The sequence below is a fragment of the Streptomyces pyxinicus genome, assembly GCF_024753135.1.
In the GTDB taxonomy this organism is placed as follows: domain Bacteria; phylum Actinomycetota; class Actinomycetes; order Streptomycetales; family Streptomycetaceae; genus Streptomyces; species Streptomyces pyxinicus.
The window spans coordinates 33859-51941 of the sequence record NZ_JANUGP010000035.1 but is presented as its reverse complement, the minus strand read 5'-3'; the positions used below and the strand labels follow the sequence as shown (position 1 = coordinate 51941).

The 18083-nt window shown below is 71.4% G+C and carries 17 protein-coding genes; 8 read left to right on the top strand and 9 right to left on the bottom strand.

Features of this window, described 5'->3' with window-relative positions; genetic code table 11:
- Positions 1–29 precede the first annotated feature (29 nt).
- From NX794_RS31320 to NX794_RS31305, 4 genes are all read left to right on the top strand, one after another.
- Positions 30–1238, top strand: a complete 1209-nt coding sequence (locus NX794_RS31320) for a pyridoxal phosphate-dependent aminotransferase (protein ID WP_258782936.1) — start codon at positions 30–32, stop codon at positions 1236–1238.
- An 87-nt stretch (positions 1239–1325) separates the two neighbouring features.
- Positions 1326–1925 (top strand): histidine phosphatase family protein, encoded by a 600-nt coding sequence (locus tag NX794_RS31315; protein WP_258782935.1) that lies wholly within the window; start codon positions 1326–1328, stop codon positions 1923–1925.
- Positions 1926–2025: 100 nt separating this feature from the next.
- Positions 2026–2676: a hypothetical protein gene (locus NX794_RS31310; protein WP_258782933.1), complete on the top strand. Its 651-nt coding sequence runs from the start codon at positions 2026–2028 to the stop codon at positions 2674–2676.
- Positions 2677–2728: 52 nt separating this feature from the next.
- Entirely contained in the window at positions 2729–3151 is a 423-nt protein-coding gene (locus tag NX794_RS31305) for an acyl-CoA thioesterase (protein WP_258782932.1), read from the top strand.
- 68 nt (positions 3152–3219) lie between these two features.
- Here NX794_RS31305 and NX794_RS31300 read toward each other — a convergent pair whose 3' ends face one another.
- From NX794_RS31300 to NX794_RS31265, 8 genes are all read right to left on the bottom strand, one after another.
- The gene (locus NX794_RS31300) at positions 3220–4587 is read right to left on the bottom strand and encodes a nucleobase:cation symporter-2 family protein (protein ID WP_258782931.1); all 1368 of its coding nucleotides are present in this window, start codon (positions 4585–4587) and stop codon (positions 3220–3222) included.
- Positions 4588–5272: 685 nt separating this feature from the next.
- Positions 5273–6658 carry an 8-oxoguanine deaminase gene (locus NX794_RS31295; RefSeq protein WP_258782930.1) on the bottom strand — a complete coding sequence of 462 codons (1386 nt, stop codon included), beginning with the start codon at positions 6656–6658 and terminating at the stop codon, positions 5273–5275.
- Positions 6659–6727: 69 nt separating this feature from the next.
- A complete protein-coding gene (locus NX794_RS31290) occupies positions 6728–8140 on the bottom strand; it encodes a nucleobase:cation symporter-2 family protein (RefSeq protein ID WP_258782928.1) in 1413 nt (470 codons plus the stop codon).
- 64 nt (positions 8141–8204) lie between these two features.
- Complete coding sequence (gene pucL, locus NX794_RS31285; RefSeq protein WP_258782927.1) at positions 8205–9140, bottom strand: factor-independent urate hydroxylase; 936 nt, start codon at positions 9138–9140, stop codon at positions 8205–8207.
- Between the two features lie 8 nt (positions 9141–9148).
- Complete coding sequence (gene uraH / locus NX794_RS31280; RefSeq protein WP_258782926.1) at positions 9149–9550, bottom strand: hydroxyisourate hydrolase; 402 nt, start codon at positions 9548–9550, stop codon at positions 9149–9151.
- Between the two features lie 8 nt (positions 9551–9558).
- Positions 9559–10068 carry a 2-oxo-4-hydroxy-4-carboxy-5-ureidoimidazoline decarboxylase gene (gene uraD / locus NX794_RS31275; RefSeq protein ID WP_258782925.1) on the bottom strand — a complete coding sequence of 170 codons (510 nt, stop codon included), beginning with the start codon at positions 10066–10068 and terminating at the stop codon, positions 9559–9561.
- Between the two features lie 190 nt (positions 10069–10258).
- Entirely contained in the window at positions 10259–10570 is a 312-nt protein-coding gene (locus NX794_RS31270; protein WP_428985998.1) for a helix-turn-helix domain-containing protein, read from the bottom strand.
- A 47-nt stretch (positions 10571–10617) separates the two neighbouring features.
- Positions 10618–10881, bottom strand: a complete 264-nt coding sequence (locus tag NX794_RS31265) for a hypothetical protein (protein ID WP_258782921.1) — start codon at positions 10879–10881, stop codon at positions 10618–10620.
- Between the two features lie 163 nt (positions 10882–11044).
- Here NX794_RS31265 and NX794_RS31260 point away from each other — a divergent pair, with 163 nt between their 5' ends.
- From NX794_RS31260 to NX794_RS31245, 4 genes are all read left to right on the top strand, one after another.
- Complete coding sequence (locus NX794_RS31260; RefSeq protein ID WP_258782920.1) at positions 11045–11884, top strand: TIM barrel protein; 840 nt, start codon at positions 11045–11047, stop codon at positions 11882–11884.
- Positions 11885–11922: 38 nt separating this feature from the next.
- Positions 11923–12813 carry a 2-hydroxy-3-oxopropionate reductase gene (locus tag NX794_RS31255; RefSeq protein ID WP_258782918.1) on the top strand — a complete coding sequence of 297 codons (891 nt, stop codon included), beginning with the start codon at positions 11923–11925 and terminating at the stop codon, positions 12811–12813.
- 205 nt (positions 12814–13018) lie between these two features.
- Positions 13019–14482 (top strand): catalase, encoded by a 1464-nt coding sequence (locus NX794_RS31250; protein ID WP_258782917.1) that lies wholly within the window; start codon positions 13019–13021, stop codon positions 14480–14482.
- Between the two features lie 406 nt (positions 14483–14888).
- Positions 14889–15122, top strand: a complete 234-nt coding sequence (locus tag NX794_RS31245) for a hypothetical protein (protein ID WP_258782914.1) — start codon at positions 14889–14891, stop codon at positions 15120–15122.
- Positions 15123–16111: 989 nt separating this feature from the next.
- Here NX794_RS31245 and gcl read toward each other — a convergent pair.
- Entirely contained in the window at positions 16112–17899 is a 1788-nt protein-coding gene (gcl, locus tag NX794_RS31240) for a glyoxylate carboligase (RefSeq protein ID WP_258782913.1), read from the bottom strand.
- Positions 17900–18083 lie beyond the last annotated feature (184 nt).

The window sequence follows — 18083 nt, the reverse complement described above, 5'->3', positions numbered from 1 at the left end:
CAACACACTCGGCGGAGGGGAAGCGGCGCATGGAGTTCCGGCAGTCGAACAAGCTCAGTGAGGTCTGCTACGAGATCCGCGGCCCGGTGATCGAGCACGCCAACGCGCTGGAGGAGGCGGGGCACAGCGTGCTGCGCCTGAACACCGGCAACCCCGCGGCCTTCGGCTTCGAGGCGCCGGAGGAGATCATCCAGGACATGATCCGGATGCTGCCGCGGGCCCACGGCTACACCGACTCGCGCGGCGTCCTCTCCGCCCGGCGCGCGGTCGCCCAGCGCTACCAGACCCTCGGCCTCGAAGTCGACGTGGACGACGTCTACTTGGGCAACGGCGTCTCCGAGCTGGTCTCCATGGCCGTACAGGCCCTCGTCGAGGACGGCGACGAGATCCTGATCCCCGCCCCGGACTTCCCCCTCTGGACGGCCGTGACGACCCTCGCGGGCGGCAAGGCGGTCCATTACCGGTGCGACGAACAGGCCGACTGGAACCCGGACCTGGCCGACCTGGCGTCGAAGATCACGGACCGCACGAAGGCCGTGGTCATCATCAACCCGAACAACCCGACAGGGGCGGTGTATCCCAAGGAGGTCCTGGAGGGCATCCTCGACCTCGCCCGCCGCCACGGCCTGATGGTCTTCGCCGACGAGATCTACGACCAGATCCTGTACGACGACGCCGTCCACCACTCGGTCGCGGCCCTCGCCCCCGACCTGGTCGTCCTCACCTTCTGCGGCCTGTCGAAGACCTACCGGGTGGCGGGCTTCCGCTCCGGCTGGCTGGTCGTGACCGGCCCCCGGCAGCACGCCAGGAACTACCTGGAGGGCCTGACCATGCTGGCCTCGATGCGGCTGTGCTCCAACGCGCCCGCCCAGTACGCCATCCAGGCCGCGCTCGGCGGCCGCCAGTCCATCCGCGAACTCACCACACCCGGCGGCCGGTTGTACGAGCAGCGGACCGTGGCCTGGGAGCGGCTCAACGAGATCCCCGGCGTCTCCTGCGTCAAGCCCAAGGGCGCGCTGTACGCCTTCCCGCACATCGACCCGAAGGTGCACCGCATCCACGACGACGAGAAGTTCGTCCTCGATCTCCTGCTGCGCGAGAAGATCCAGGTCGTCCAGGGCACCGGCTTCAACTGGCCGACCCCGGACCACTTCCGCATTCTCACCCTCCCCCACGCGGACGACCTGGAGGCGGCGATCGGCCGCATCGGCCGCTTCCTGCACGGGTACCGGCAGTAGTCTCGGGAGTGATCAAGGAATCGAGGAAGGGGCGGTGCCGGATGGCCCGGTGGCACTGTCCCGAGGAACGAGTGGGAGGGCGCTGACGTGGGTGACCTGTTTCTGGTCCGGCACGGGGAGACCGAGTGGTCGCGGTCCGGACGGCACACCGGCTCGACCGATGTGCCGCTGACCGAGTCCGGGCGGGAGGAGGCCCGCCGGCTGGTGCCGCTGATCCGCTCGCACCGGATCGGCGCGGCCTTCGTCAGTCCCCTTCAGCGGGCCCGGGAGACCGCCGAGCTGATCGGGCTCCAGCAGTTCCGGGTCGATTCCGACCTGCGCGAATGGGACTACGGCGGCTACGAGGGCGTGAGCACCCCGGAGATCCAGCGCGGCCGGCCTGGCTGGTTCCTGTTCACGGACGGGGTCGCGCCGGGACCGCCGGACCACCCGGGCGAGACCCCGGAGCAGGTCGGCGAGCGCGCGGACCGGATGCTGGGAAAGGTGGACGCGGCCCTCGCCAACACCGAGGGGGTCGTGGTGCTGGTCGCCCACGGGCACTTCCTGCGTGTCCTCACCGCACGCCGCCTCGGGCTGCCGCCGCAGCAGGGGGCGCTCTTCCAGCTGGGCACGGGCACGCTGAGCCGGCTCGGCACGGAGCACGGGCGGCCGGTCATCGCGGGCTGGAACATCCGGGCCCCGCGGTAGCCGTACCGGCCGGGGCCCGTTGTCGGATCGGGGCCGTACGCTGCGAAGAGGCCGTCATCCGGACGGCCCGACGCGGTACGGCGACCGGAGGGAGCGCGTCGTGACAGGACAGCCGACCGCCGCCCAGCGGCGGGTGATCGACGCCGCCGACCCGGTCACCGGCCGGCTGCGGGGCGGCACCGAGGCACAGCGCGCGGCGCTGGTGCAGCGGGGGCTGGCGTTCCGGCACCCGAGACCGCCGCACGACCACTTCCTGACCCCGGCCGGCCACCGGATACGCGAGGCGCCACCGGAAGCGGAGCCGCCGCGGGTGCCGGTGCCCGAGCGGGCCGCCCCGCCGTCCGCCACCGGTGTGTTCGCGGCCCGAGTCGGCGGCGAGGAGGATCCCCCGCCCTCCGGGCCCGGGCGGCTGCGCGAGGTGCACAGCGCCTGGCAGGGCTTGCTGGAGCTGCGCCGGATGACCAACCCCGACGGCGCCGCGGGACGGCCGTGCGGCTGGGAGCGCACGCATCTCGTGCGGGCCGCCGCGCTGGCCCTGGAGGCGGCCGGGCACCACCCGGCGACCGGCGGCGCGGACGGCTACCGGGTCCGGGCGACCCCGCAGCCGGAGGCGGTCGCGGTGTACGCGCCGGACGCGGCGGCGCTCGCGGCCTGCGCGGCGACGCTGGAGGCGGCCGGCTGGCAGACCGGCGAGTACACCGAGCCGCGCACCCGGAGGCGCTATCTGCTGGCCTCGCCGCGCCGCGCCTGAGCGCCGTGCCAGGATCGACCGACCGGAGACCCGCATACGCGAGAGGCAAGCAGTGACCGACCCGTTTTCCGTCCGTGTGACCGTCCGCGGCTACGAGACCGACACCCAGGGGCACCTCAACCAGGCGGTGTACCTCAACTACGCGGAGCACGCCCGCTGGTCGCTCCTCCAGGCGGCCGGCATCAGCCAGGCCCGGCTGGTGGGCCGGGGCGTGGGACCGGTCGCCCTGGAGACGACGATCCGCTACCGGCGCGAACTGCTCGCCGGTGACGAGGTCGACGTGACCTGCGCGTTCGAGTGGGGCGGCGGCAAGACCTTCCGCATCGTCCAGGAGATCCGCAAGACGGACGGCACCCTCGCCGCCGAGATCACCGCGGTCGGCGGCCTGATGGACCTCAAGGAGCGCAGACTCCTCACCGACCCCCGTGAGACGTTCAAGGACCTCACGACGGACCTCGCGCTGTTCGGCCTCTGAACCGGCCGGCGGGGCGGACGCGGCCGGACTTCCGCCGCGCCGCCCCGGGCCGTCGTGATGCCCGGTGCTCAGCGCACCGCGGCGATCTCCTCCCCCGCCTCCATGGGATGCGTGACGTCCTGCGCCTCGCGGCCCTTGCCGATGTGGTTGAAGAGGAGGTTCAGGACGACGGCCGCCACGCAGCCGGTCGAGATGCCGGAGTCCAGGACGATCTTCGCGGTCTCCGGGAAGGCGTGGTAGAACTCCGGCGCGGTGATCGGGATGATGCCGACCGCCAGCGAGACGGCGACGATCAGGACGTTGTTGTCCTTGTCCAGCCCCGCGCGCACCAGTGTCTGGATGCCGCTCGCGGCGACCGAGCCGAACAGGACGACACCGGCGCCGCCCAGCACCGGCCGGGGTACGACCGCGATCAGCGAGGCCGCCATCGGGCACAGGCCCATCAGCACCAGGAAGCCGCCGCCGGTCGCGACGACGTACCGGCTGCGGATCCTGGTCATCGCCACCAGCCCGATGTTCTGGGCGAAGGCGCTGCACATGAACCCGTTGAAGAGCGGGCTGACCGCCGAGCCGAGGGTGTCGGCGCGCAGGCCCGCCGCGATGGTCTTCTCGTCCGCCGGGCGCTCCACGATCTCGCCGAGGGCCAGCATGTCGGCCGTGGACTCGGTCATCGAGACCACCATCACCACGCACAGCGAGAGGATCGCGGCGAGCTGGAACTGGGGCGCGCCGAAGTGGAACGGCGTCGGGAAGCCGACGATGTCGGCGTGCGCGACGGGGCTGAAGTCCGTGACGCCGAACGGTATCGCCACGAGCGTGCCGATCACGAGGCCGAGCAGGACCGCGATCTGTTTGACGAAGCCGCGGGTGAACCGGCGCAGCAGCAGCACGATCAGCAGGGTGGCGCCGGCGAGGGTGAGGTTGGTCGTCGAGCCGTAGTCGGCGGCCCTGGAGTCGGGGCCCTGCGCCCAGCCGAAGGCGACCGGCAGCAGGGAGACGCCGATCAGGGTGATGACCGAGCCGGTGACCACCGGTGGGAAGAAGCGGACGGCCTTGCAGAAGACCGGGGCGGCGAGGAAGCCGAGCAGGCCGGCGACGATGACCGCGCCGTAGATGATCGGCAGGGCGTCCGACTTGTCGTGGGTGGAGGCGACCACCGCGGTCATGGGGGCGACCCCGGCGAAGGTGACGCCGTTGACGAAGGGCAGCCGGGCACCGATCTTCCAGATGCCGAGGGTCTGCAGGAAGGTGGCGAGGCCCGCGGTGAACAGGCAGGCGCCGGTGAGGAAGGTCAGTTCGGTCGCGGACAGGCCCACGGCCGCGCCGACGATCAGGGGCGGGGCGACGACCCCGGCGTACATGGCGGCCACGTGTTGCAGGCCGCTGGTCGCCATTTTCAGGGCGGGGAGTTTCTCGTCCACGGGATGGGCGGCCACGGGATGGGCGTCCGCGGGTTGGGCGTCTGCGTCTACGGGATGGGCGGCCACGGCGGCTCCTCCGGTCGGTTAGCACGTCACCGTCGGACGTGGGTGTCAGGGAGGTGGTGCGGGTGGTCGTGCGGGACCGTGACGGGGGTGGAGAGCTGAGCGGAGTGCGGGGGTGTGTCGTGGGGTGGACCGTTCCGGGGCGCGCGCGTCGGCACGCGCCCCGGAGACGGCTTGCCGCGAATCCCGCTCGGATCCACGGCTCCGGTCGTGAGCCGTCCCTCCCGACCGGAGTCATCCGCCCGCCCGGCCACACGGGGCGACCGACCGGATTCCTACCGCCCGACGGCCACCATGACGACCACGGCGACCAACGGGACTCCTGCGACCGGACGGCCGCCTTGGCGACCTGCCGGACTCCTCCGACCGGCGGGCCACCACGGTGACCCTCCGGACTCCTCCAACCGGACGGCCACCACCGCGACCCGCCGGACTCCTACACGCCGGCGGCCGACCGTGTTGGCAGCCGGACGCCGGACCTCTTCGACCCGGCAGCCGCGCGGGGCGACCGGCCGGGACGCGAACCCCGCAGTCGTACTCGGCGGTTGCGCGGGCGCTCGTCCAGCGGTCGGCCGGCTTCTTCGCGGATCAGCCCGGGTTCGCCGGGCCGCCGCCGGGGAGGTGATGCTGCCCGGGATCAGCCCTGTGCGGCGATCCGGGCGAGGCGCTGGGCCTGCTCGCGGGTGGAGCGGGCGACGGTGTCCTCGTCGACGGTGAGCAGATTGCCGTTGGCGACGATCTGCCGGCCGTTGACGAAGGACGCCGTGACGGGGGCCGCCGCGCCGAAGACCAGCGCGGTCACCGGGTCGGCGATGGAGGCGTGCGCGAGGGTGTCCATCCGCCACAGCACCAGGTCGGCGAGCTTGCCGGCCTCAAGGGAGCCGATCTGCTCCGCGCGGCCGAGTACCCGGGCACCGCCGTGGGTGCCGAGCCGCAGCGCCTGGCGGGCGTTGAGGGCGGCCTCGCGGTGGGCGCCGAGGCGGTTGATGAGCAGGGCGTTGCGCAGTTCGGTGTGGAGTTCGCCGGACTCGTTGGAGGCGGTGCCGTCGACGCCGAGGCCGACCGGGACGCCCGCCTTCAGCATGTCCGGGACGCGGGCGATGCCGGCCGCGAGCCGGGCGTTGGAGGACGGGCAGTGCGCGACGCCGGTCTTCGTGCGGGCGAACGCCTCGATGTCGGAGTCGTTCATGTGGACGCAGTGCGCCATCCACACGTCCTCGCCGAGCCAGCCGGTGGACTCGAAGTAGTCGGTCGGGCCCATGCCGAACAGCTCGTGGCAGAACTTCTCCTCCTCCACGGTCTCCGAGCCGTGGGTGTGCAGCCGTACGCCGAGCCGCCGGGCCAGTTCGGCGCCCTGGCGCAGGAGTTCGGTGGAGACGGAGAACGGGGAGCAGGGCGCCACGGCCACCTGGGTCATGGCGTCGAAGGAGGCGTCGTGGTGCTCCTTGACGGTCTCCTCGGTGGCCGCGAGCGCACCCTCCAGCGTCTCGACGGCGAAGTCCGGGGGCAGGCCGCCGTCCTTCTCGCTGCGGTCCATCGAGCCCCGGGCCAGCGTGAAGCGGACGCCCGTCTCGGCGGCGGCCCGGATGATCGAGCCGGACAGGTCGCCGGAGCCCTGCGGGAACACGTAGTGGTGGTCCATGGCGGTGGTGACGCCGCCGCGCGCCATCATGGCGAGCGAACCCTGGGCCGCCGCGTACGTCATCTGCTCGTCGATGCGCGCCCAGGTGGGGTAGAGGGCGACGAGCCAGTCGAACAGGTTGTGGTCGGTGGCCAGGCCCCGGGTGATCCACTGGTAGAAGTGGTGGTGGGTGTTGACCAGTCCGGGCGTGGCGAGATGGCCGCTCGCGTCGATCCGGCGCGCCACGTTCTCCAGGTTCTCGGGGGCCTTGCCCGCGCCGACCGACTCGATCCGGGCGCCGGCGAGGACGAGGTGTCCGGCGGCGTACTCGGTGTCGTCCGCGTCCACGGTCGCGATGGCGCAGTTCTCGATGACGACGCGCTGGGCTGCCGAAGGTGCCATGGTGCTTCCTTGTCTTTCGGTGGCGGCCCGCGGACGGGGGTTCGCCCGCGGGGAGGGCACGGCAGGACCCTAGGAGGATTTGAGTGCCGGAGCCGCCTGGCCGCTCCGGGTGCCGAGATGGTGGAAGAACAGGTTGAGCAGGACCGCGACGAGCGCGCCCGCGCTGATGCCGGAGCCGAGGACGGTCTGCGCCCAGGCCGGGAAGCCGGCGTAGAAGGTCGGCGCGGCCAGCGGGATGATGCCGGCGCCGAGGGCGACGGCCACCAGGATGATGTTGGAGCTGTCGTCGAGGCCGGCCTCGGACAGCGTGCGGATGCCGCTGACGGCGATGGAGCCGAACAGCACGATGCCCGCGCCGCCGAGGACCGGCATCGGGACGAGGGAGACGACCGCGCCGAGGACCGGGAAGGCGCCGAGGACCAGCAGGGCGCCGCCGGCGACGGCGACGACGTAGCGGCTGCGCACCCGGGTGAGGGAGACGACGCCGACGTTCTGGGCGAAGGCGGAGGTGGGGAAGCCGCCGAAGACCGGGCCGAGCAGGGTGGCGAGGCCGTCGGTGCGCAGGCCCCGGGTGATGGTGCGGGAGTCCGAGCGGCGGTCGCAGATCTCGCCGAGGGCGAGCATGCCGGCGCTGGACTCGGTCATCAGCACCAGCATCACGATGCACAGCGAGAGGACGGCCGCGGGCTGGAACTCGGGGGCGCCGAAGGCGAACGGGGTGGGCAGTGCGGCGAGCGGCGCCGACCTGAGGCCGCTGAAGTCGGCCATGCCGAAGGGCATCGCGGCCAGCGTGCCGACCAACAGCCCGAGGAGCAGGGCGACTTGCCTGACGAAGCCCTTGCCGAAGCGCTGGATGAGCAGGATGACGGCGAGGGTGAACCCGGCGAGCGCGAGGTGGCGCATGGCGCCGAAGTCGGCGGCGGTCTTGTCACCGCCCTGCGCCCAGGTGACCGGGACGGGCATCAGCGTGACGCCGATCAGGGTGATGACGACACCGGTGACCAGCGGCGGGAAGAACCGCAGCAGCCGTCCGAAGAACGGGCCGACCGCCAGGCAGAAGGCGTCGGCGACGATCACCGCGCCGTAGATGGCGGGGAGTTGGTGCCCTCGGGTGGTGGTCTCGGCGATGGCGAGGATCGGGGCGATGCCGGCGGAGGAGGCGGCGTTGACGAAGGGCAGCCGGTTGCCGACCAGGCCCTTGACGCCGATGGTCTGGAGGATGGTCGCGACGCCCGCGATGAGCAGGCTCGCGGCGATCAGCCGGGTGCGGGCCGCGATGTCGAGTCCGCAGGCCTGGCCGATGATGAGCGGAGGAGTGACGACGCCCGCGTACATGGCGGCGATGTGCTGGAGCGCGGCGGGGACGAGCCGCGACGGGTGGAGCTTCTCGTCGACCGGGTGCACGGACGTGACGGCGTCCTCGGTGTGCACCGGCGGGGTGGAACAGGGGGCTGTGGCGGGCCCCTTCGCAGGCTGTGCCATTTCGTTCCCTCCGGTGTTGCGGGCCCCCGGCCGGACGGACCGGCCCGGGGGCCCGCGTCCCGCGTCAGAGGTTGGTCATGTCGACCGGGATGAGCTGCTCGGCGCCGTCCCGCAGGATGGTGGCCTCGATCAGGCCGTAGGGGCGGTCGGCGGCGTAGTAGACGGCTCCGTCCTTGGCCTCGTTGTCGATCCCGAAGGGCGACAGGTCCGATCGGAAGTGGTGCTTGTTGGGCATGGAGAAGCGGATCTCGTCCACCTCGTCACGGGAGTTGAGCACCCGTACGCCCATCTCGAAGAGCGTCTGCTGGAGCGAGTACGAGTAGGTCTCGGCGAACGCCTGGAGCGCGTGCTTGCGCACCCCGTTGTAGGAGCGGTCCCAGTCGGGGGCGTGCGAGTCGACGCCGTCCCAGTTGTGCCGCCACCAGGTGGCGACGGTGGTGGCGAGGATGCGGTCGTGGTCCTCCGGGAGGGTGGTGTACTTGTCCTTCAGAAAGCCGAAGAACTCGGAGTTGGTCGAGTTCAGGACGGTGAGGTCCTTGAAGCCGGAGAGCACCTGGATGCCGTGGCCGTCGTAGGTGATCTGCGCGACGCGGGTCTCCTGGCCCTTGCGGACGAAGGAGTGGGCGATGTCCTCCGCGCCGACGAAGCGGGCGCCGGACTGCGAGGTCTCGATCCGCTCCCAGGAGTACTCCTCGACGCGGATCCGGGCCCGGTGGATGGGCTCGTTGTCGTCCACGAAGTGGCGGGCGAGCTTGACGCCGAAGTCCTCGGCGCTGGCGATGCCGTACTCCTTGGCGAAGGCGTAGACGGTGTTCTTGGTGGTGTCGGTCGGCAGGACGTTCGCGTTGGAACCGCTGCGGTGGACCTCCTCCATGTCGCCGGAGAGGGCGACGGAGACGTTGAGGTCCTTGATGTGGTGCGTGTCGCCGTCACGCGTGATCTTGACAACGCGGTTCTCGGACTTGCCGTACTGGTTCTGTCCCAGGACGAAGCGGGTCATGGTGTCGGTCAGCTCCCTCGATAAACGGAGTAGCCGAACGGGTTGAGCAGCAGCGGAACGTGGTAGTGCTCACCGGGCACCACCGCGAAGGCGATGGTGACCTCGGGGAAGAACACCGGCCGGCCGTTCTCGCTGTCCCGAAGCGCGGGGGCGTCCTGCTGGGCCGCGGCTTGTTTCTTGGCGAAGTACGTCTCGGTGTCGAAGCCGAGCCGTACATGGGTGGTCCCCTCCGGCAGGGCCGGGAGGTCCTTGCACCGGCCGTCCGCGTCGGTGGCCGAGCCGCCGAGTGGCCGCCATGGCGCGTCGCGCCCGGAGCGGGCGGAGAGCTGCACGGCGACGGCCCCGGCGGGCCGGCCGACGGAGGTGTCCAGGATGTGCGTGGACACCGAGGCGGTGGTGCTGGTGCTCATGGCTGCTGTCAGTCCTCTTCGACGAGTCGTGCCAGTCGGATGCGGTTGATCTTCCCCAGTTCGGCGCGGACGATCTCCCGCTCCCGCTCCGGCGCGTTCGCGATCCGCTCCTTGACGGCGTCCCGCATCTGCTCACCGGTCCGGCCGGTGGCGCAGATCAGGAAGACATGGCCGAACTTCTCCTGGTAGGCCAGGTTGAGTTCGAGCAGCTCCGCGCGGAGTTCGTCGGAGGCGCCGGCCATGCCCCGCTGCTCCCGGGCCGAGGTGGGGTCCCCCGGCTTGGGGCGGCCGATCGGCGGGTGCCCGGCCATCGCCTCCGCCAGGTCCCGCGCGGTCAGTTCCGCCATGGCGGCGTCACCGGCCGTGTAGAGGTCCTCGGGGGTGGCGTAGGGGCGGGCGGCCAGCAGCCGCCGTGCCCAGGCCGTGGAGCCGCACACCTCGTGCAGCGCGGCAAGCGCGGCGTCCTCCTCCGAGGCGTTGAAGCGGGCCAGGCCCGGCGGCGTGGAAGTCGACGTCACGGGTGCCTCCGTGGCCTTGTGCTGAACGGGCTGCGGATAGCTAACGCCCTCGGAAACACTGCGTCAACAGTTTGTTGAAAATTCCGCGTAACCAATACGGGCACTTGACCAACAGCGCCCGAGCGGCTGTTTCGGGAACGCCGAGAGCCGCCGCCGGGGTCTACCCGGACGGCGGCTCCCGCGAACTCGGTCAGCTGTCTTTCTGCCGGTTGAGGTAGTTGTAGACCGTGAAGCGGCTGACGCCGAGGGCGCCGGCGACGGTCTCCACGCCATGCCGGACCGAGAAGGCCCCGCGGGCCTCCAGGGCCCGGACGATCTCCTGCTTGGCCCTGCGGTCCAGGTCGGCGAGCGGCACGCCCTTGCGGCGCTCCATCGCGGCCAGGATGTGGTCGAGCGAGTCGGCGAGCTGGGGCAGGCGCACGGCGACGACGTCGGCACCCTCCCAGGCGAGCACGACGTCCTCGGGGCCGGCCTCGTCGGGCGGCAGGATCTCTCCGCCCATCGCGTCGACCAGCGGTTTCACCGCCGCGATGAAGGGCTCGTCCCCGGTCACCTATCACCCTCCCCGGCCTCGTCCGCGATCACGCTGACCTGGAGCGAGATCCGGGTCGCCCCGGCGTCCAGGGTCCTGCGCAGCAGCGCGTCGACGGCTTCGAGCACACCGTCCGAGCCCCCCTCGGCGGTGTTGCCGAAGGGACCCACGTCCACGGCGTCCAGCTCGGCCGTCTCGATGACCTCGCGCGCGACCAGGGCGTGCGCCGGCGCCACGTCCAGGTCGAAGGGCTCGGTCGTGAACTCCACTCTCAATCGCACGCGCACAACCTAACGCCCGTACGGGTTTTCGGGCAGGCCGGCCAGGAAGAACCCCCGACCCCCCTTGACAAGCGGCGACACACGGCGGCAATCTTCCGTTAAGCAGAAACGAACTTCCGCAATACGGAATACAGAACGCAACCGGAAGGGAGCGCGGCCCCCGATGGGATTCGCAGACCAGCGCTTCAACGTCAACCTGTCGATCCTCTTCACGGAACTCCCGCTCCTGGAGCGCCCCGCGGCCGCCGCCGCGGCCGGCTTCACCGCGGTCGAGCTGTGGTGGCCCTGGATCGAGACCCCCGCCCCCGAGCAGTCCGAACTCGACGCCCTGAGGCGGGCGATCGAGGACGCGGGCGTCCGGCTCACGGGCCTCAACTTCTACGCCGGACAGCTGCCGGGCCCCGACCGCGGCGCCCTGTCGGTGCCCGGCGAGGAGTCGGACAGGTTCCGCGCCAACATCGACGTGGCCATCGCCTTCGCCGGCTCCCTGGGCTGCACGACGTTCAACGCCCTGTACGGCAACCGCGTCGACGGCGTGGACCCGGCCGAGCAGGACGCGCTCGCCCTGGAGAACCTGGTCCTCGCGGCCCGCGCGGTCGGCCGGGTCGGCGGGACGGTCCTGATCGAGGCCCTCAACCGGCCCGAGTCGCCCACGTGCCCGATCGTGAGCGCGCCGAAGGCGATCGAGATCGTGGACAAGGTCAACGCGGCGACGGGCCTCGACAACGCCAGGTTCCTCATGGACCTCTACCACCTGTCCATGAACGGCGAGGACCTGCCCGCGGTGATCGAGCGGTACGCGGCGCGGACCGGGCACGTGCAGATCGCCGACAACCCCGGCCGCGGCGCCCCCGGCACGGGCTCGCTCCCGCTGGAGGAGCTGCTCGACCAGCTGCGGAAGAGCGGTTACGACGGCTGGGTCGGCCTGGAGTACAAGCCGGGCGACCGTCCCAGCGCCGAGTCCTTCGACTGGCTCCCGCGCGAGGCGCGCGCCGCCCGCTGAACCCCGACGTCGCAGAGCAGCTAGAGAGGCACCCCCGAATGAGCACTCTTCCCAAGATCGCCTGGATCGGCCTCGGCATCATGGGCTCCCCCATGTCCGAGAACCTGATCAAGGCGGGTTACCAGGTCACCGGCTTCACGCTGGAGCGGGAGAAGCTGGACCGCCTGGCCGCCGCGGGCGGCACGGCCGCCGCCTCCCTCGCCGAGGCCGTGCGGGACGCCGACGTGGTGATCACCATGGTGCCCGCCTCCCCGCAGGTCGAGGCCATCGCCTACGGCCCGGACGGCATCCTGGAGAACGCACGGTCCGGCGCCCTGCTGATCGACATGTCCTCGATCACCCCGCAGACCTCGGTGGACCTGGCCGCCGCCGCGAAGGACAAGGGCATCCGCGTCCTGGACGCCCCGGTGTCCGGCGGTGAGGCCGGCGCGGTCGAGGCCGTCCTGTCGATCATGGTCGGCGGCGAGCAGGCCGACTTCGACGAGGCGAAGCCGGTCTTCGACGCGCTGGGCAAGACCATCGTGCTGTGCGGCCCGCACGGCTCCGGGCAGACCGTGAAGGCCGCCAACCAGCTGATCGTCGCCGTGAACATCCAGGCGTGCGCCGAGGCCGTGGTCTTCCTGGAGAAGTCCGGCGTGGACCTGACGGCCGCGCTCGACGTCCTGAACGGCGGCCTCGCGGGCTCCACGGTGCTGACGCGGAAGAAGGACAACTTCCTGAACCGCGACTTCACGCCCGGCTTCCGGATCGACCTGCACCACAAGGACATGGGCATCGTCACCGACGCCGCGCGCAACGTCGGCGCGGCCCTGCCGGTCGGCGCCGTGGTCGCCCAGCTCGTGGCCGCGCTGCGCGCCCAGGGTGACGGCGGCCTGGACCACTCGGCGCTGCTGCGGGCCGTGGAGCGCCTGTCCGGCGCCCGGGTCTGACCGCCCTCCCGAGACTTCCGGGCCGTGGCGCCGCCGACACCTGTCCTGTCGCGCCCAGGCGTCGCCGCGGCCCGGAAACCACCCCTGCCTCATCGTTCAACAAAACGTTGAACATGACTTCAACAAACTGTTGACTCCCCTGGTCGGGCGTTCCTACGCTCGGTCCACCGTCCCAGGCCTCAGCAGTCCCGTCCGGAAGGTCCCCATGTCGAAGCCCGTGCTCACGACCGAGTCCGGCGCCCCCGTCGCCGACAACCAGAACTCCGCCTCCGCCGGCGTCGGCGGGCCGCTCCTGATCCAGGACCAGCACCTCCTGGAGAAGCTCGCGCGCTTCAACCGGGAGCGGATCCCGGAGCGCGTGGTGCACGCCCGCGGCTCCGGCGCCTACGGGTACTTCGAGGTGACCGACGACGTCACCGATCACACGCACGCCGACTTCCTCGGCGAGATCGGCAAGCGCACCGAGGTGTTCCTGCGCTTCTCGACGGTCGCCGACTCGCTCGGCGGTGCGGACGCGGTCCGGGACCCGCGCGGCTTCGCGGTCAAGTTCTACACCGAGGACGGCAATTACGACCTCGTCGGCAACAACACGCCGGTGTTCTTCATCAAGGACCCCGTCAAGTTCCCCGACTTCATCCACTCGCAGAAGCGCGACCCGTTCACCGGCAGGCAGGAGCCGGACAACGTCTGGGACTTCTGGGGCCACTCCCCCGAGGCCACGCACCAGGTGACCTGGCTGATGGGCGACCGCGGCATCCCGGCGTCGTACCGGCACATGGACGGTTTCGGCTCGCACACCTACCAGTGGACGAACGAGGCGGGCGAGGCCTTCTTCGTCAAGTACCACTTCAAGACCGACCAGGGCATCCGCTGCCTGACCGGCGAGCAGGCCGCCGAGCTGGCGGGGCGGGACCCCAACTCGCACCAGACGGACCTGCTCCAGGCCATCGAGCGCGGTGTGCACCCGTCGTGGACGCTGTACGTCCAGATCATGCCGGCGGCCGAAGCGGACGGCTACCGCTTCAACCCGTTCGACCTCACCAAGGTGTGGCCGCACCGGGACTACCCGCGCCGGCGGGTGGGCCGCCTGGTGCTGAACCGCAACCCGGACAACGTCTTCGCCGAGGTCGAGCAGGCCGCGTTCTCGCCGAACAACTTCGTCCCCGGCATTGGCCCGTCGCCCGACAAGATGCTCCAGGGCCGGCTGTTCGCCTACGCGGACGCGCACCGCTACCGGCTGGGCGTCAACCACACCCTGCTCGCCGTGAACGCCCCGAAGGCGGTCCCGGGCGGTGCCCGCAACTACGGCCGCGACGGCCTCATGGCGGTCAACGGCCAGGGCCGCGACGCCAAGAACTACGAGCCGAACTCCTACGACGGCCCGGTGGAGACCGGCCGCCCGCTGTCGGCCCCGCTGCCGGTCGCCGGCCACACCGGCAACCACGTGGCGCCGCCGCACACCAAGGACGACGACTTCTACCAGGCGGGCGAGCTGTACCGGCTGCTGCCCGAGGAGTCCAGGGCCCGTCTGATCGCGACCATCGCCGGCGGCCTGTCGCAGGTCTCCCGCAACGACGTGGTCGAACGGAACCTGGCCCACTTCCACGCCGCCGACCCCGAGTACGGCAGGCGCGTGGCGGAGGCGGTCCACGCCCTGCGCGAGGACTGATCGCCGAGAAAACCCAAGCTGCGTACGGAGTCTGACGGGAGGTCATGACTTCGCACGCGGTCCGCGCGGGGCACCGGACGACCCGGATGAGGGGTGGTCGCCGGTGGACGCGCGGGCAGGGCGAGGACCGTGGTGGCGTGCGAGCCAGTGCGGTGGTGAAGGACCCGGGTCCCCTTCTCGACCAGAGGGAAGGGCCCCGCCGTCCATCGCACCCACCACGGTCCCACCCAGCCCCCCTTCCGGGGGGCCACCCCCTCCGTCCGGCGGCGCGAACGACCTGTCGCGCCCAGCCTCGCGCCGTCGGACGGCCACCACACGGTGCCCGAAGCGCCCCCTGCCCCAGGGGGCGCTTCGCGCGTCGTGGGCCCGGGGTGCGCGGGCCCGGCTTCCGCAGGAGGCTGAACCCATGGGCAATCCGACGCGGTATCCGCACATCGTGGTCCACTCGCCCGCGCTGGACGGCTCCCGGCGGGTCACCGAGGGGGAGGTGACGCTGGGGATCGCCTCCCACCTGGACGACGTCGTGGAGATCCTGCGGCTGGCGGACCTGGACCGGATCGAGGTCGAGGAGAGCGACCTCATCGAATGGCAGGGCGGCGGCCCGGACGACTGGCCCGGCCTCTCGGACCAGGAACTGTGACAGCCTCGCGTACGGCACGGGCCGTAGCCGGGCTACGCAAGCCTCAAATCAACCTCTGAACATCGACACCCGACGCTTCGGCCACCGCCCGGCACGGGCACATATCCGTCACGCGGGGCCCGCCGGCACGGGGGTGGCGGGCCCCGTCCGGGGGGTGCCGCATGGTCGTACGACGCCGATCCGGCGGCATATCGACCATAGAGACCCTCGGCGAGCTGCGCGCCGAGCCGGGCACGGCGGGACCGCTGCGGACGGTCCTGCCGGCGCCCACCCCGCGCGGCCAGGGCACGCCGCGAGAACTCCACGACGGCCCTCTCCACCCCCACCGCCCGCCGGGGCACGCGACGGCTGCCGACCCGCTACAGCGCGCGAGAGACGCCCGACGAACCGGGCACGGCGGGCCACGGATGGCCCCGCCGGGGCTCACCTTGCACGGCCGGAGTGCGCCGCGAGATCTGTGCGACGGCTCTTTACTCCCCCCAACCGGCAGCGAGGACATACGGCGAGCGCCGGCACGGTGCGGCGGGCGGAAGGCGCTCGGCGAGGCAGGCGCGGCGGGACCGCTGCGAACGGTCCTGCCGGGGCCCGGCCTCACCCGGAGGGTGCTGCGGAAGCTGTGGCGGCAAGTCGGTGCTGCCCCCCACTGACCGTGCGAGCCCGCCGGTTGCCGGCCGGGGCGCCGCCACGGAGCACGCCCTGGCCGGGGGCGGCGGTCCGGACGGTGTGTGCGGGCAGTGCGGAGGGCGGCCCGTCTCGATGGCGGGCCGCCCTGGTGTGCGTGGCCGGGAGGCGTCAGGTCTGCTACGGCGGGACGGCTGGGGACGAGCCTTCCTGGGCCCACGCCGCACGGCGGACTTCCGGTGCCGGTCTCCTGCATGCACGCGGGCCGGTCGGTCGGGGGGCTGGTCCTCCTGGGCAGGGTGTGCGGGCAGCGCGGAGGGGCGGCCCGTCGCACTGGGCGGGCCGCCCCTCGGCCGGAGCGGGAGGTGTCAGACCTTCAGCGGCTTGATCGATGTCGGCGCGTGGGCCGGCTCGGTGGCCAGGTCCTCGAACTCGGTGATCTCGCTGATGTCCATGGTGCGGCTCATCGAGATGTTGGTGATGCGTTCCAGGACGGCCTCGACGACCACCGGCACCCGGTACTCCGCGGCCAGCTTCTTCGCCTGTTCGAAGGCCGCGCCCAGTTGGCCGGGTTCGGTGACCCGGATGGCCTTGCAGCCCAAGCCCTCGGCGACCTTGACGTGGTCCACGCCGTAGACACCCAGCTCCGGCGCGTTGATGTTCTCAAACTCCAGGTTGACCTGGAAGTTGATGTCCAGGCCGAGCTGCGCCTGCCGGATCAGGCCCAGGTAGGCGTTGTTCACCAGCACGTGGACGTAGGGGATCCGGTGCTGCGCGGCGACCGCCAGTTCCTCGATCATGAACTGGAAGTCGTAGTCGCCGGAGAGCGCGACGACCGGCGCGTCCGGGTCGGCCTTGGCGACGCCGATCGCGGCCGGGATGGTCCAGCCGAGCGGGCCCGCCTGGCCGCAGTTGATCCAGTGCCGCGGCTTGTAGACGTGCAGCATCTGGGCGCCGGCGATCTGCGAGAGGCCGATCGTGGTGACGTACCGGGTGTCCGGGCCGAAGGCCTTGTTCATCTCCTCGTACACGCGCTGCGGTTTCATCGGCACGTTGTCGAAGTGGGTGCGGCGCAGCAGCGTGGCCTTGCGTTCCTGGGTGGAGGCGACCCAGTCGGCGCGGTCGGGGAGCCGGCCCGCCGCCTTCAGTTCCCTCGCCACCTCGACGAACAGCTCCAGCGCGGCCTTCGCGTCGGAGACCACCCCGTAGTCCGGCGGGAAGATCTTGCCGATCTGGGTGGGCTCGATGTCGACGTGGACGAACGTGCGGCCCTGCCGGTAGACGTCCAGCTTGTAGCCGGTGTGCCGGTTGGCCCAGCGGTTGCCGATGCCGAGGACGAAGTCGGACTCCAGGAAGGTGGCGTTGCCGTACCGGTGCGAGGTCTGCACGCCGACCATGCCCGCGTTCAGCTCGTGGTCGTCGGGCAGCGTGCCCCAGCCCATCAGGGTGGGGATGACCGGGGTCTGCGTCAGCTCGGCGAACTCCACCAGCAGGTCGGCGGCGTCGGCGCCGATGACACCGCCGCCGGCGACGAGCACCGGGCGTTCGGCGGCGAGCAGGAAGGAGAGCGCCTTCTCGATCTGGGCGCGGGTCGCGGCCGGCTTGTAGACCGGCAGCGGCGCGTACGTCTCCGGGTCGAACTCGATCTCGGTGAGCTGGACGTCGATCGGCAGGTCGATCAGGACCGGTCCCGGGCGGCCGGAGCGCATCAGGTGGAAGGCCTGCTGGAAGACGCCGGGGACCTGCGCGGCCTCCAGGACGGTGACGGCCATCTTGGTGACCGGCTTGGCGATGGAGGCGATGTCGACGGCCTGGAAGTCCTCCTTGTGGATCACGTGGGTGGGCGCCTGGCCCGTGATGCACAGGATCGGCACGGAATCCCCGATGGCCGAGTACAGCCCGGTGATCATGTCCGTGCCGGCCGGTCCGGAGGTGCCGACGCAGACGCCGATGTTGCCCGGCCGGGTGCGGGTGTAGCCCTCGGCCATGTGCGAGGCGCCCTCGACGTGGCGGGCGAGGGTGTGGCTGATGCCGCCGCCCTCCTCAAGGGCCTTGTAGAACGGGTTGATCGCCGCGCCCGGCACCCCGAAGGCGTCGGTGACGCCCTCGCGCTTGAGGATCTCAACTGCCGCGCGGGCAGCGGTCATACGGGCCATCGAGTACTCCTGCTTCGGCTGTCGGATGCGTACTCCCGTCGCGCCCCGCGGTGAGCACAGTCTCCAGAGGTTCAGATCCGCAGCATTCCGTATTGCGGAATCTATTTTCTACTATCTGGAAGCAATGTAGGGGGGTGGGCGAACCTCGTCAAGAGACACCAAGAGACGTCAAGAGACGGCAAGG

Bases quoted from the DNA above. Each gene is read 5' to 3' on its own strand.
- NX794_RS31320 (WP_258782936.1), top strand. From the start codon at position 30: ATGGAGTTCCGGCAGTCGAACAAGCTCAGTGAGGTCTGCTACGAGATC.
- NX794_RS31295 (WP_258782930.1), bottom strand. From the start codon at position 6,658: ATGGCACCTTCGGCAGCCCAGCGCGTCGTCATCGAGAACTGCGCCATC.
- NX794_RS31290 (WP_258782928.1), bottom strand. From the start codon at position 8,140: ATGGCACAGCCTGCGAAGGGGCCCGCCACAGCCCCCTGTTCCACCCCG.
- pucL (WP_258782927.1), bottom strand. From the start codon at position 9,140: ATGACCCGCTTCGTCCTGGGACAGAACCAGTACGGCAAGTCCGAGAAC.
- uraH (WP_258782926.1), bottom strand. From the start codon at position 9,550: ATGAGCACCAGCACCACCGCCTCGGTGTCCACGCACATCCTGGACACC.
- NX794_RS31270 (WP_428985998.1), bottom strand. From the start codon at position 10,570: ATGGGCGGAGAGATCCTGCCGCCCGACGAGGCCGGCCCCGAGGACGTC.
- NX794_RS31260 (WP_258782920.1), top strand. From the start codon at position 11,045: ATGGGATTCGCAGACCAGCGCTTCAACGTCAACCTGTCGATCCTCTTC.
- NX794_RS31255 (WP_258782918.1), top strand. From the start codon at position 11,923: ATGAGCACTCTTCCCAAGATCGCCTGGATCGGCCTCGGCATCATGGGC.
- NX794_RS31250 (WP_258782917.1), top strand. From the start codon at position 13,019: ATGTCGAAGCCCGTGCTCACGACCGAGTCCGGCGCCCCCGTCGCCGAC.
- NX794_RS31245 (WP_258782914.1), top strand. From the start codon at position 14,889: ATGGGCAATCCGACGCGGTATCCGCACATCGTGGTCCACTCGCCCGCG.
- gcl (WP_258782913.1), bottom strand. From the start codon at position 17,899: ATGGCCCGTATGACCGCTGCCCGCGCGGCAGTTGAGATCCTCAAGCGC.